Below are 13,810 nucleotides of genomic sequence, written 5' to 3' on the forward strand. Positions count from 1 at the left end.
CTCATTGGCCACGGTGGCTAAAGCTGTGCAGCGCCTTCTCGATGCACTGCGCGGTTTTGCCGAAGGCTTGTACGGTGATATCCGAGAACGGTCCACCACCCTGGTCCGCCACCACCAGCATGATCACCCGGCCATTATTGACCAGTGAACGCAGCAGCAAATGCTCGCCGCCAAACAGCGAGCGCAGGCTGGCCGGGAGCAATGCGGAAAATTGTGCATTATTTTCCGGGGTCAGGCGCACCTGGGCCTGGTGGGCGAGCAGGCGTTGCAGCACGGTGCTCTGGCTGACCAGCAAATTCAGGCTGGCGGCGTCCTTGGGCAGTCCGGCGCTCTGATGCACGCGTAAATTGGCGTGAGTGCGATCAGCCATCAGGATCAGCACCCGGCGCATGCCGCAGGCAACCAGGGCATCCCTGGCGGACGTGGTCAGGTGCATCGCATTGGCAAAGCGGCTCGGCTCCACCAGCAACTCGGCACACACCTTGCGCCACTTGGCCAGGTCTTGCGCAGTCGGCGGCGGGGTCGGCTGTGCGCCTGCCTGCTGGCGCGGGGTGTCCCAGGGCCAGATCAGTGAGACCGCCGGGTGCCAGAGGTCTGGCATGGCATGGTAGCGGGCGCTGTTGGCAGCCTGCTGGTGCAATTGCTGCTGCACCTCGTCCATCGAAACTTGCAGGTACAGGCTGGTCAGGTTCTGCCAGCGTCTACTGTGGGGGCTGTCCCAGGCTTGTTGTGCCGAAAGCGCCAGGCCATTGGCCAGTAGTACGGTGTTGGCAGGTTGATTGAGCCAGCGACGCAGGGTCGGGTCGTCATCCAGGCTATTCTGCTGGCGCAACGGGTGGTCACTGTCGCGGGCAATGCGCAGCACCTTGACCAGTTCGCGCTGTTCCTTGAGCAACAGGCGGTAACCCTGCTGCACCCAGATCGGCAGGCGCCACAGATCGACCAGGGCCTGGCAGATGTCCAGCAAACGCACGCCGAACAACTGCTGTTCGACCTTGCGCGCGGATTCACCTCTATGAATCACGCGCCGTTCCCACTCTTCGAGCAACTGCGGGTAGATCAGCGCCATCGGCCACAGTGGTGACAGAAACAGCAGGCTACCCCAATGGATGTCCTGCCAGAGCCGGGCCAGGCGGCTGGCGAAAAAGCCGTTGGCCTGCTGGGTCGCGTGCTGGCTGATCAGCTGCAACTGGCGCAAGGTCGCAGGGATTTGCATCTGGGGCAGCGTCGGCAGGCGGGCGAGCAGTTCTTCAGTGCGTTTGAGGCCGAGACGATTGATCGCCACTTCCAGGTTTTCCGCCGGTTCGCTAAGGCCGCTGCGCACCTGCCGATTGGCTTCACGAATCACGCTCAGCGCCAGGGCCGGGCTGCCCTGGATCAGTTCGGCGATGTCACGCAGTGAGCTGCGGCTGTTGCGAATCGCCTGGCATACCCGGTCATGGCTGGCCTGCGGTACGGGCAGCCGGACGCTGTCGAGAAGCTTGATCCAGCCTTCGAGCGTCGTTGGTTTTGGGGTTGGAACGTTCGTTTCATTAGCCATGGATGGACGTGATCATCGTCTGCATTACCTGCGCGCTGAATGAGCCAAAGTGGCTTTTCGCCTGAACGGGCTATAGTCTGGCGCAGTTTCGCCGATAAGTAGAAGAAGAGATTGTTTAACTTCCGAATATGACCTTGAACCCGACTCAGTAAGTGCTCTCCTACCTATGGCTAAAATAATCGGCATCATTGTCGTATTCGCGAGCGTGCTCGGCGGATACGTGCTATCCCACGGCAAAATTGCCGCCCTGATCCAGCCTTTCGAGGTACTGATCATTGGCGGTGCGGCGCTCGGCGCCTTCCTGCAGGCCAACCCCGGCTACATGACGATGCACGTGCTCAAGAAATCCCTGAGCATGTTCGGATCGCGTTTCAGTCACGCCTTCTACCTCGAAGTGCTGGGCCTGATCTACGAAATCCTCAACAAGAGCCGCCGTGAAGGCATGATGGCCATCGAAGGCGACATCGAAGATGCGGCGGCGAGCCCGATCTTCGCCAAGTACCCGACTGTGCTCAAAGATGAGCGCATGACCGCTTTCATCTGTGATTACCTGCGCATCATGTCCTCCGGCAACATGGCTCCCCATGAGCTTGAAGGCCTGTTCGACATGGAGCTCTACAGCCTCAAGGAAGACCTCGAGCACCCATCCCACGCGGTCAACGGCATCGCCGACGCCATGCCGGGTTTCGGTATCGTGGCTGCGGTACTGGGTATCGTGGTGACCATGGCTTCCCTGGGTGAAGGCGACCAGAAAGCGATCGGCATGCACGTCGGTGCGGCACTGGTGGGGACCTTCTTCGGTATCCTCGCGGCCTACGGTTTCTTCGGCCCGCTGGCCACTTCCCTGGCCCACGATGCCAAGGAAGAGTTGAACGTCTACGAAGCCATCAAGGCTTCGCTGGTCGCCTCGGCCTCCGGCATGCCGCCGTCGCTGGCGGTGGAGTTCGGGCGCAAGGTCCTGTACCCGGCGCACCGTCCAAGCTTCTCCGAGCTGGAACAAGCGGTTCGCGGACGCTGAGTCATGGAAAACAACCAGCCGATAATCATCAAGCGCGTCAAACGCATCGCCGGCGGGCATCACGGCGGCGCCTGGAAAATCGCCTTCGCCGACTTCGCGACGGCGATGATGGCGTTCTTCCTGGTGTTGTGGCTGATGTCCACGGCAACGCCTGAGCAGAAGATCGCCATCGCCGGCTACTTCAAGGACCCTATCGGGTTCTCCGAAAGTGGCACGCCCTACATCATCGACCTGGGCGGCTCGCCGACCCTGGCGCCGGAGAACACCCTCAATCCTGAGGTCAAGTCCCAGCCGCAGCCGGACAAGGTGACCATCGATACCGAGCAGGTCGAAGGCATGGCCGAGCAGGTCGAGAAAGAGCGCCTGGAACTGTTGCTGCAGGAGTTGCAGAACAAGGTTGACGAGAACCCGCAGCTGCAGAAGTTCAAGGACCAGATCCTGTTCGAGATTACCCCGAACGGCTTGCGTATCCAGATCATGGACGCGGAAAACCGGCCGATGTTCGACTCGGGCAGCGCCCGGCTCAAGCCTTACTTCGAAGACATCCTGCTGGCCATGGCCGATACCATCAAGGCTGTGCCGAACAAGATCAGCATCAGTGGCCACACCGATGCCACGCCGTACACCGGCAGCGGCGAGTTTGGTAACTGGGAACTCTCGGCCAACCGCGCCAACGCCGCACGACGTGCACTGGTAGCGGGTAGTTATCCTGAATCGCAGGTGGCGCGCGTGGTCGGTTATGCGTCTTCGGCCTTGTTTGACCGGGTCAACCCGGTCAATCCGGTCAATCGCCGTATCGACATAGTGGTCTTGACCAAAAAGGCCCAGGAAGCCATTGAAGGGGCGCAAGGTGCTGATCCTACGGGAGCGCTGCCCCAGGGGCAGGGCGCGCCGGGGGAGGTCCCGGCCACTCCGGTTGATCCGAATGCCTTGCCTGCCGACCAGCAGCCGATACCGGCGCATGAGATTCGCGAGCGGTTGAATCTGTTCGAGGATGCGGCGCCGAAACCGGGCGCGCCGGCGCAATAGACGTGGACAAGCCCTGCAGAAACATCTGACATCTAATGATTTCAGGTTTCAGGTTTCAGGTTTCAGGTTTCAGGTTTCAGGTTTCAGGTTTCAGGCAGGCAGGCAGGCAGCAGCGAGCCCACCACCTCGGCATCGAGGGGGCAGGGCAGCTGTTAGTAGGTGCTTTCCGGCAGACTGGCGATGATCGAGCGGTAGCTGTTCATCCGTTGCTGTTGCACGCGGCCATCTTCCAGTGCCTTGAGCAGGGCACAACCCGGCTCGCGGTCGTGTTTGCAGTCGCGGAAGCGGCAGGTGCCGATCAGGTCGTTGAACTCGATGAAGCCGGCCTCGACATCGGCACGGCTGACGTGGCCCAGGCCGAATTCACGGATGCCCGGGGAGTCGATCAGCTCACCGCCGCCGGGGAAGTGGAACAGGCGCGCGGTGGTGGTGGTGTGAGTACCCTGGCCGGAGAGCTCGGACAGCGGGCCGACACGGGTGTCGACTTCCGGCAGCAGGCTGTTGACCAGCGAGGACTTGCCGACGCCGGACTGGCCGACGAATACGCTGATGCGCCCATCGAGCTGTTGCTGAAGCTGCTCCATGCCATTGCCGTGGTGCGCAGAGACTTCCAGCACTGGATAACCCAGGGTGCGGTAGACCGCCAGCAGGGCATTCAGCGCCGGGGCATTCTGCTCGTCGATCAGGTCGAATTTGTTGAGCAGCAGCAGCGGGCGAATACCCGCATGCTCGGCGGCGACCAGGTAACGGTCGATCAGGTTGGCGTGAGGCTCGGGCAGCGGGGCGAAGACAATCACGATCATGTCGACGTTGGCCGCCACCGGCTTGAGCTGGCCACGGCTGTCCGGGCGACAGAGCTCGGTGTTGCGCGGCAATTGCGCGACGATGACGCCGATACCCTGGTTGCCGGCACGCCAGACGACCCGATCTCCGGTTACCAGCGCAGGCAGGTTGGCCCGCAAGTGGCAGCGGAATACCTGGCCGGCCAAATCGCCATCGAGCGCCTCGACTTCGACCTGTACACCGAAGTGCGCGATCACCAGGCCGGTCTGTTCCGGGCCCAGGTCGCCACCTTCGAGTGCCTCGACAGCCGAGGACTCGCGTTTGGCGGCGCGGGCAGCGCGCTCGCCCTGAATCTTTTCGATGCGCCAGTTTTGACGACGATTGAGTTGGCGTTTGGCCATGGGTGTTCCGTATCAAGAATGCAGCGATTAGGTAAAACGGCCGCGAGTTTAGCACGCCCAGCCACCTCTCTAAGCTAAACTGCGCAGCATTGCCTAGGAGCCGACACATGCAAAACCCGCAGAATTTGATCTGGATCGACCTGGAAATGACCGGTCTGAACCCTGATACCGACGTCATCATCGAGATGGCCACCATCGTCACCGACAGTGATTTGAACACCTTGGCCGAAGGTCCGGTGATTGCTATCCACCACAGCGATGAAATTCTCGCCGGCATGGATGAGTGGAATACCCGTCAGCATGGCGGCTCAGGCTTGACTCAACGGGTTCGCGACAGCCGCATCAGCATGGCTGAAGCCGAAGCCGAGACCATTGCCTTTCTGGAGAAGTGGGTGCCCAAGGGCAAGTCGCCGATCTGTGGGAACAGCATCTGTCAGGACCGTCGCTTCCTCTATACGCACATGAAATCCCTGGAAAGCTATTTCCACTACCGCAACCTCGATGTGTCGACGCTCAAGGAGCTGGCCGCGCGCTGGGCGCCCGAGGTGCGTGACAGCTTCCAGAAGGGCAGCACCCATTTGGCCCTGGATGACATCCGCGAATCCATCGCCGAGCTGCAACATTACCGCAAGCACTTCATCAAGTTCTGATTGCGGACTACGCGCCCTGCGTAGGCGCTGCCGAAGGCTGCGATCTCTTGATCTTGAAAAAAGTTAAAAGACCGCAGCCTGCGGGGGGGGCACCGCACGCGCCCTCTTTTGGTGCCTCGGCGAAGTGAGTAGACTGCGCGCCTTCCTGCAAGGACCGCCACCATGTTGCTGATGCTCTACCTGATCGCCATCACCGCCGAAGCCATGACTGGCGCCCTGTCTGCCGGGCGTCGCGGCATGGACTGGTTTGGCGTGGTGCTGATCGCCTGCGTCACGGCCCTGGGCGGTGGATCGGTGCGCGATGTGCTGCTGGGGCATTACCCGCTGACTTGGGTCAAACACCCGGAATACCTAGTGCTGACCTCGTTCGCAGCCATGTTCACCATCTTTGCGGCACGCTGGATGCGCCACTTGCGCTCATTGTTCCTGGTGCTGGACGCCGTGGGGCTGGTGGCTTTCACCCTGATCGGCTGCATGACCGCCCTGGAAATGGGCCATGGCATGTTGGTGGCTTCTGTCAGCGGAGTGATCACCGGCGTGTTCGGCGGCATCCTGCGGGACATCTTCTGCAACGATATACCGCTGATCTTCCGCCGCGAGCTATACGCCAGCGTCTCGTTCGCCGCAGCCTGGTGCTACATGTTGTGCATTTACCTGCAGATGCCTGGCGAGCAGGCCATCCTGGTGACGTTGTTTGGCGGATTCCTGCTGCGTTTGCTGGCGATTCGATTCCACTGGGAAATGCCCAAGTTCGTTTATAACGACGAGGCCTGACGCCGCCACCCTGCCTGCGGGGCACAGGTTATCGTTGACTGAAACGCCTCCTGTAGGAGCGAGCTCGCTCGCGAAAAACCTGAGAGCGCCGCCGGGTGCCAGGTCCCCAGCGTCATCGTTGACGACCATCGCGAGCGAGCTCGCTCCTACAGCAGTCCATGTTGCTTGAGGGCCCATTCGACATGTTCGCGCACCAGCTCCGACGGGTACTCGCGCCGAGCCTTCAGCGCCTCCAGTACCGGAATACTCGACGGTGCATTCCCCAGCCCCACCGCCAGATTGCGCAGCCAACGCTCATAACCCGCCCGGCGTAGCGGCGAGCCTTCAGTGCTGCCGAGAAATTTTTCTTCATCCCACATGAACAGCTCGGCCAGTTCAGCGTTGTCCAGATTGTGCCGCGGCTTGAAATCGCTTTCGCCAGATGGCCGGGCAAAACGGTTCCATGGACAGACCATCTGGCAGTCGTCGCAGCCGAACACCCGATTGCCGATCAGCGGCCGGAGTTCTTCGGGAATCGCGCTTTTGAGTTCGATGGTCAGGTAGGAGATGCAGCGGCGGGCATCCAGCACATAGGGCCCCACGAAGGCATTGGTAGGGCAGATGTCCAGGCAAGCGGTGCAGCGGCCGCAGTGCTCGGTGGCGTGGGGCGGGTCTTCCGGCAGGGGCAGGTCGACGAACAGCTCGCTGAGAAAGAAGTAGCTGCCGGCTTTGCGGTTCAATACCAGGGTGTTCTTGCCAATCCAGCCCAGGCCGGCCTTTTCGGCGATCGCTTTCTCGAGCACCGGAGCGCTGTCGACGAAAGCGCGATAGCCGAAGGGGCCGATGACCGCCTGAATTTTTTCTGCCAGCTGTTGCACACGTTTACGGATCAATTTGTGGTAATCGCGGCCCAACGCATAGCGCGAGACATAAGCTTTTTCAGGTTGTGCCAGGCGCTTGGCCATTTCGGTGTCGCCCGGCAGGTAGTCCATGCGCAGGGAAACCACTCGAAGGGTGCCGGGTACCAACTGATCCGGGTGCGAGCGTTTGCTGCCGTGGGCGCCCATGTATTCCATTTCGCCGTGGTAGCCGGCTGCCAGCCAGCGCTCCAGGTGCTGCTCATGCTCGGCCAGGTCGAGGCCGCTGATGCCGACTTGCTGAAAGCCCAGCTCGCGGCCCCAGTCCTTGATGGATTGGGCGAGGGCGGGCAGGTCTGTAGTAATAGCGGGCATGAGGCGAGAGAAACCGGAGCTGAGGTGCGTATAATTCTGCCAGACATCGGAGCCCGAAGACGTATGCCGCACACTAAAGATGAATTACCCGACGCGCTGTACAGCGCCGCACAAGTCCGCGAGCTTGATGCGAGCCTGATTGCGGCAGGTACGCCAGGCTTCGAATTGATGCAGCGCGCGGCGCGGGCAACCTGGCGCGCGCTGGTGCGCCAATGGCCGGCGGCGAACGAACTGAGCGTGTTGGCGGGGCACGGCAACAATGCCGGTGACGGCTATCTGGTTGCCGTGCTGGCCCGGCGCGCGGGATGGTCGGTGCGAGTGCTGGCTGTTGCTGACCCCCAGCGGCTGCAGGGAGATGCGGCGCGGGCTTATGCCGAAGCCGTTGCCGAACAGGTCGTCATTGAGGCCTGGGATGCGCAGCCATGCTTGCGTGGCATCGTGCTGGACGCTTTGCTCGGCACCGGGCTGAGCGGCGAAGTACGTGAACCCTATGCCAGTGCAATCGCCGCCATCAATTGTAGCGACCTGCCAGTGGCCGCGGTGGATATTCCTTCAGGCCTGTGTGCCGATACCGGGCGCATCCTTGGCTGCGCCGTGTGCGCCGACCTGACGGTGACTTTCATTGGCCTGAAGCTGGGGCTGTTCACCGGCGATGCGGCGGATCAAGTAGGAACGTTGGTATTCAACGACCTGCAGGCGGAGCCGCAGCTGCTGGCGCGGGCGCCTGTCAGCGCTCGTCGCCTGGGTACTGGCAATCTGCCTCGACTGGCACCCAGGGCGCCGGCGTCACATAAAGGTAAATTTGGCCATGTGTTGCTTATCGGCGGTGATCGGGGCTTCGGCGGCGCTATTCTCCTGAGTGCGCAAAGCGCCCTGCGCAGTGGTGCGGGCATGGTCTCCGTGGCGACTCGTAGCGAACACGTGCCCGCCGCTTTAGCCAGAATGCCAGAAGCCATGGTGCTGGGGACTTCCTCCGCGAACCAGCTGATGGGGTTACTGGAAAAGGTCTCGGTGCTGGTCGTCGGCCCAGGCTTGGGTCGCGACGCCTGGGGACGCAGCCTGTTGTCGGCCGCTGCCAACGCACCGCTGCCGCAAGTCTGGGACGCCGATGCACTGAACCTGCTGTCCGAGGCGCACGTCAGCTTGCCCAAAGGCTGCATCATTACCCCGCACCCGGGGGAGGCCGCGTGCTTGCTGGGCATGTCGACGGCCGAGGTCCAGGCGGACCGCCCGGCTGCAGCCCGCGCGTTGAGCAAAAAATATACAGCTGTCGTCGTTCTCAAAGGCGCCGGCAGCTTGATCGCCAGCCCGGATGGGCGTCTGGCGCTGTGTCATCAAGGCCATCCGGCGATGGCTACCGCCGGCTTGGGCGATGTACTCGCAGGATTGGTCGGTGCGTTGCTGGCCCAGGGCATGGACGCGTACGACGCGGCCTGCCTGGGGGTATGGCTGCATGCCAATGCCGGCGCGCAAGAAGGAAAATCGGGCCGTGGGCTGGCGGCCAGTGATCTGATCCCGGCCATTCGTCAGTTGTTGGAGGAGCAAGCACCGTGTCTGAAGTAAACCTGTACCTGGCTGATGAAGAAGCGATGAGCGCATTTGGCGAGCGCATTGCACGAACCACTGGCGGGCATGGTCTGATTTTTCTCGAGGGCGATCTGGGGGCAGGCAAGACCACCTTGTCACGGGGAATCATTCGGGGGCTGGGGCATGTCGGCGCGGTAAAAAGTCCGACCTTCACTTTGGTGGAGCCTTACGAGATCGGCGAGGTCCGGGCTTTCCATTTCGACCTCTACAGGCTGGTCGATCCGGAAGAGCTGGAGTACCTGGGGATACGGGATTATTTCGAAGATGACGCGTTGTGTCTTATTGAATGGCCCGAAAAGGGTGCAGGCTTTTTGCCAAAGCCCGACCTGACCATTACCATTAGCCCGCAACACAGCGGCCGTTCGCTGAAAATTTTGTCCCAAGGCTCGCGTGGCGAGTCCTGGTGTGCCGCTTTGGCATTGGAATTCAATTAAATGATGGGGTCAGGTATGCGCTTTCGCGCGATGGTAGCTGCCGTAGGATTGTTGCTTTTGGCGGTAACCGTCAACGCTGTGGCCGAATCGAAGGTCAACAGCGTTCGCTTGTGGCGAGCGCCGGACAACACCCGGCTGGTGTTCGACCTGTCTGGGCCAGTGCAACACAGTGTCTTCACGTTGACAGCGCCGGATCGACTGGTCATTGACATCAATGGCGCGTCCCTTGGCGCACCATTGAGTGTCAATTCGGCGAATACGCCGATCACCGCCATGCGCTCGGCCCAGCGTACGCCGACCGACCTGCGCGTGGTCATCGACCTGAAGAAAGCCGTGACTCCCAAGAGCTTTACCCTGGCGCCGAACGCCCAGTACGGCAATCGCCTGGTGGTCGACCTGTTCGACGACGCTGCCGATGCCGCGCCTATTCCCGCGCCGACCAACGTCGCCAAGGTGGCGCCGGTGCCGGTCACGCCAATCGATCCGCCGGTCAAGTTGCCGCCAGCCCCGGCTGGCAAGCGGGAAATCATCGTGGTCATCGATGCCGGGCACGGTGGCGAAGACCCTGGCGCCTCGGGCTCCCGTGGCCAACGTGAAAAAGACGTGGTACTGGCCATTGCCCGGGAGCTGCAGCGTCAGGTCAATGGCATGAAAGGCTTCCGCGCCGAACTGACCCGCACCGGCGACTACTTCATCCCGCTGCGCGGCCGAACCGAAATTGCCCGCAAGAAAGGCGCCGACCTGTTCGTCTCGATCCATGCCGACGCGGCCCCATCGGCGGCGGCATTCGGCGCTTCGGTGTTTGCCCTGTCTGATCGCGGTGCCACTTCGGAGACAGCCCGTTGGCTGGCTGATAGCGAAAACCGTTCCGACCTGATCGGGGGCGCTGGCAATGTCAGCCTCGATGACAAGGACCGCATGCTCGCTGGCGTACTGCTCGACCTGTCGATGACCGCCTCCCTGACCTCCAGCCTGAACGTCGGGCAGAAAGTCCTGAGCAACATCGGTCGCGTCACTCCGCTGCACAAACAACGAGTGGAGCAGGCCGGGTTCATGGTGCTCAAGTCACCGGATATCCCGTCGATCCTGGTGGAAACCGGGTTTATCTCCAATGCCAACGAAGCGTCGAAACTTGCCGCGGCGAGTCACCAGCAGGCGCTGGCCCGCTCCATCAGCAGCGGCGTACGCCAATTCTTCCAGCAGAACCCGCCGCCAGGCACCTACATCGCCTGGTTGCGTGATTCCGGTGGGATCGCCCAGGGGCCGCGTGATCACCGGGTCAACCCTGGGGAGACGCTGGCGATGATTGCCGTGCGCTACCAGGTGTCCCCGGCCACCTTGCGCAGCGCGAACAACCTGAAAAGTGACGACCTCAAGGCCGGGCAACACCTGACCATTCCTGGCACCGAACTGGCGGCCAAGGAATGAGCGCAGTTGTCGGCAACGATGCTCGTATCGAGCTGCTCAGCCCGCGCCTGGCGAACCAGATTGCTGCCGGCGAGGTGGTCGAGCGCCCGGCTTCGGTGATCAAGGAGTTGCTGGAGAACAGCCTCGACTCCGGCGCCAGGCGCATTGACGTCGATGTCGAGCTGGGCGGCATCAAACTGCTGCGAGTGCGTGACGATGGCCGTGGAATCTCGGCGGATGACCTGCCGCTGGCCCTGGCCCGCCACGCCACCAGCAAGATCCGTAACCTGGAAGACCTCGAACAGGTCATGAGCCTTGGTTTTCGTGGCGAGGCATTGGCGTCGATCAGTTCCGTGGCGCGCCTGACCCTGACCTCGCGCACCCGCGACGCCGATCAGGCCTGGCAGGTCGAGACCGAAGGCCGGGACATGGCGCCCCGCGTGCAGCCAGCTGCTCACCCGGTGGGCACCTCGGTGGAAGTTCGCGACCTGTTTTTCAATACACCGGCGCGACGCAAGTTTCTCAAGACCGAAAAAACCGAATTCGATCACCTGCAGGAAGTGATCAAGCGTCTGGCGCTGGCCCGCTTCGACGTGGCATTCCACCTGCGCCACAACGGCAAGACTATCCTCAGCCTGCATGAGGCGCACGATGATGCGGCCCGCGCCCGGCGCGTGGCGGCAATCTGTGGTGCGGGTTTCCTCGAGCAGGCCCTGCCGATCGAAATCGAGCGCAACGGCTTGCATCTGTGGGGTTGGGTGGGTTTGCCGACCTTCAACCGCAGCCAGGCCGACCTGCAGTATTTCTTCGTGAACGGCCGTGCGGTGCGCGACAAGCTGGTGGCTCACGCCGTGCGCCAGGCTTATCGCGACGTACTGTTCAATGGCCGGCACCCGACCTTCGTGCTGTTCTTCGAGGTCGATCCGGCAGGCGTTGACGTCAACGTGCACCCGACCAAACACGAAGTGCGCTTTCGCGATGGGCGCATGGTTCACGATTTTCTTTATGGCACGCTGCACCGCGCCCTGGGCGATGTGCGTCCGGACGATCATCTGGCAGCGCCTGTCGCCACGGCGATCGTGCGCCCCACCGGCATCGATGCCGGCGAGTTCGGCCCGCAGGGTGAAATGCGCCTGGCGGCCAACGCGCTGCTGGAGCAACCCCAGGCCCAGCCGACGTTCAATACGCCGGCGGGTTCGGGCGCGGGTGCCGGCTACCAGTATCAATACTCGCCACGGCCACAGTCCACAGTGCCGGCAGCTGAAGCGCAGGCGGCCTACCGTGAGTTCTTTGCCCCGCTGCCCGAAGCCAACGCAGCCGCGCTGCCGGCCGGACAAGAGGACATTCCGCCGCTGGGTTACGCCCTGGCGCAGCTCAAGGGCATCTACATCCTCTCGGAAAACGCCCAGGGGCTGGTGCTGGTCGATATGCACGCCGCCCACGAGCGGATCATGTACGAGCGCCTCAAAATTGCCATGGCCAGCGAAGGCTTGAGTGGCCAGCCGCTGTTGGTGCCAGAGTCCCTGGCGGTCAGCCAGCGCGAAGCCGATTGCGCCGAGGAACACCAGGCCTGGTTCCAGCGCCTGGGGTTTGAGTTGCAGCGCCTGGGCCCGGAAACACTGGCCATCCGGCAGATACCGGCACTGCTCAAGCAGGCCGAGGCCAATCGTCTGGTCGGTGACGTGCTGGCGGACCTGATGGAATACGGCACCAGTGACCGCATCCAGGCTCATTTGAATGAATTGCTCGGCACCATGGCCTGCCATGGCGCCATCCGCGCCAACCGGCGCCTGGCATTGCCGGAAATGAACGGTCTGCTGCGTGACATGGAAAACACCGAGCGCAGCGGCCAATGCAACCATGGCCGACCGACCTGGACCCAACTGGGCCTGGACGATCTGGACAAACTGTTCTTGCGCGGTCGCTGATGAGCCAGTTTCCTCCTGCGATTTTCCTCATGGGGCCGACCGCCGCCGGCAAGACCGACCTGGCCATCGAACTTAGCAAGGTCCTGCCGTGCGAGCTGATCAGCGTTGATTCGGCGCTGGTCTACCGCGGCATGGATATCGGCACTGCAAAGCCTTCCAGGGAACTGCTGGCCGAATACCCGCACCGCCTGATCGATATTCTTGATCCGGCGCAGAGCTATTCAGCCGCCGATTTTCGCCGTGACGCGCTGGAGGCTATGGCCGAGATCACCGCTCGCGGCAAAATACCGCTGCTGGTGGGCGGTACAATGCTCTATTACAAGGCTTTGGTGGAAGGCCTGGCAGACATGCCAGCGGCCGACGCCGAGGTTCGCGCACAGATCGAGGAAGAGGCTGCGCGCCTGGGTTGGCAAGCCCTGCACGACCAGTTGGCGGCCATTGACCCGGAATCCGCGGCGCGTATTCATCCGAACGATCCCCAGCGCCTTAGTCGAGCCTTGGAAGTTTACCGGGTGAGCGGTCAGAGCATGACTGCGCTACGCTTGCAACAATCTGCGCAAAGTACTGAAGCAGCCGCTTCGGGGCGGCAACAATTGCCCTATACTGTCGCGAACTTGGCCATTGCTCCGGCGAATCGCCAAGTACTGCATGAGCGAATTAAACAAAGATTCACATTAATGTTGGAACAGGGATTCATTGACGAGGTCGTAGCCCTGCGTAAACGAAGTGACCTGCATGCCGGGTTGCCCTCTATACGTGCAGTAGGCTACCGACAAGTCTGGGACTACCTGGATGGCAAGCTGACGCAAGCCGAGATGCAGGAGCGTGGAATTATTGCCACGCGCCAGTTGGCAAAGCGTCAGTTCACCTGGCTGCGCAGTTGGGCTGACTTACATTGGTTGGACAGCCTGGATTGCGACAATCTGCCGCGCGCCTTGAAATACCTGGGGACCATCTCCATATTGAGCTGAGTCCTTGCAATTGCCGTCTATCCTTGGGGGTGTGACGGCCACAAGCCATCTGTTTACCTATTTTTTATTTTGAATCC

12 protein-coding genes are annotated in these 13,810 nt (G+C 61.9%); 9 read left to right on the forward strand and 3 right to left on the reverse strand.

Features of this window, described 5'->3' with window-relative positions; all coding sequences use genetic code 11:
- Position 1: 1 nt before the first annotated feature.
- Entirely contained in the window at positions 2-1,540 is a 1,539-nt protein-coding gene (locus HYI44_RS10240) for an HDOD domain-containing protein (RefSeq protein ID WP_225569346.1), read from the reverse strand.
- A gap of 166 nt (positions 1,541-1,706) precedes the next feature.
- Between HYI44_RS10240 and motA the strand changes: the two genes are divergently transcribed.
- A complete protein-coding gene (motA, locus tag HYI44_RS10245) occupies positions 1,707-2,558 on the forward strand; it encodes a flagellar motor stator protein MotA (protein ID WP_122841553.1) in 852 nt (283 codons plus the stop codon).
- 3 nt (positions 2,559-2,561) lie between these two features.
- Positions 2,562-3,587 (forward strand): flagellar motor protein MotB, encoded by a 1,026-nt coding sequence (gene motB, locus HYI44_RS10250; protein ID WP_225569347.1) that lies wholly within the window; start codon positions 2,562-2,564, stop codon positions 3,585-3,587.
- A gap of 152 nt (positions 3,588-3,739) precedes the next feature.
- Here the strand turns inward: motB and rsgA are convergent, their stop codons facing one another.
- A complete protein-coding gene (gene rsgA, locus HYI44_RS10255) occupies positions 3,740-4,771 on the reverse strand; it encodes a small ribosomal subunit biogenesis GTPase RsgA (RefSeq protein WP_045061846.1) in 1,032 nt (343 codons plus the stop codon).
- Between the two features lie 107 nt (positions 4,772-4,878).
- Here rsgA and orn point away from each other — a divergent pair, with 107 nt between their 5' ends.
- Together orn and HYI44_RS10265 are read left to right on the forward strand one after the other, a co-directional pair.
- Positions 4,879-5,421 carry an oligoribonuclease gene (gene orn, locus HYI44_RS10260; protein ID WP_045061845.1) on the forward strand — a complete coding sequence of 181 codons (543 nt, stop codon included), beginning with the start codon at positions 4,879-4,881 and terminating at the stop codon, positions 5,419-5,421.
- 162 nt (positions 5,422-5,583) lie between these two features.
- Positions 5,584-6,195 carry a trimeric intracellular cation channel family protein gene (locus tag HYI44_RS10265; protein ID WP_045061844.1) on the forward strand — a complete coding sequence of 204 codons (612 nt, stop codon included), beginning with the start codon at positions 5,584-5,586 and terminating at the stop codon, positions 6,193-6,195.
- 146 nt (positions 6,196-6,341) lie between these two features.
- Here the strand turns inward: HYI44_RS10265 and queG are convergent, their stop codons facing one another.
- The gene (gene queG, locus HYI44_RS10270; RefSeq protein ID WP_225569348.1) at positions 6,342-7,406 is read right to left on the reverse strand and encodes a tRNA epoxyqueuosine(34) reductase QueG; all 1,065 of its coding nucleotides are present in this window, start codon (positions 7,404-7,406) and stop codon (positions 6,342-6,344) included.
- 63 nt (positions 7,407-7,469) lie between these two features.
- Between queG and HYI44_RS10275 the strand changes: the two genes are divergently transcribed.
- From HYI44_RS10275 to miaA, 5 genes are read left to right on the forward strand one after another with little or no spacing between them, the layout of a single operon-like run.
- Positions 7,470-8,969, forward strand: a complete 1,500-nt coding sequence (locus HYI44_RS10275; protein ID WP_225569349.1) for an NAD(P)H-hydrate dehydratase — start codon at positions 7,470-7,472, stop codon at positions 8,967-8,969.
- A complete protein-coding gene (gene tsaE / locus HYI44_RS10280) occupies positions 8,957-9,427 on the forward strand; it encodes a tRNA (adenosine(37)-N6)-threonylcarbamoyltransferase complex ATPase subunit type 1 TsaE (protein ID WP_045061841.1) in 471 nt (156 codons plus the stop codon). The genes HYI44_RS10275 and tsaE overlap by 13 nt, the downstream gene beginning before the upstream one ends.
- Positions 9,428-10,855, forward strand: a complete 1,428-nt coding sequence (locus tag HYI44_RS10285; protein ID WP_122841557.1) for an N-acetylmuramoyl-L-alanine amidase — start codon at positions 9,428-9,430, stop codon at positions 10,853-10,855. It abuts the gene before it with no gap.
- Positions 10,852-12,762 carry a DNA mismatch repair endonuclease MutL gene (mutL, locus tag HYI44_RS10290; RefSeq protein ID WP_122841558.1) on the forward strand — a complete coding sequence of 637 codons (1,911 nt, stop codon included), beginning with the start codon at positions 10,852-10,854 and terminating at the stop codon, positions 12,760-12,762. The genes HYI44_RS10285 and mutL overlap by 4 nt, the downstream gene beginning before the upstream one ends.
- Positions 12,762-13,733 carry a tRNA (adenosine(37)-N6)-dimethylallyltransferase MiaA gene (gene miaA, locus HYI44_RS10295; protein WP_122841559.1) on the forward strand — a complete coding sequence of 324 codons (972 nt, stop codon included), beginning with the start codon at positions 12,762-12,764 and terminating at the stop codon, positions 13,731-13,733. Before mutL ends, miaA begins: the two co-directional genes overlap by 1 nt.
- The last annotated feature ends 77 nt before the right edge of the window (positions 13,734-13,810 follow it).

It is taken from the genome of Pseudomonas sp. Y24-6, from assembly GCF_020295325.1.
GTDB classification, from domain to species: Bacteria; Pseudomonadota; Gammaproteobacteria; order Pseudomonadales; family Pseudomonadaceae; genus Aquipseudomonas; species Aquipseudomonas gregormendelii.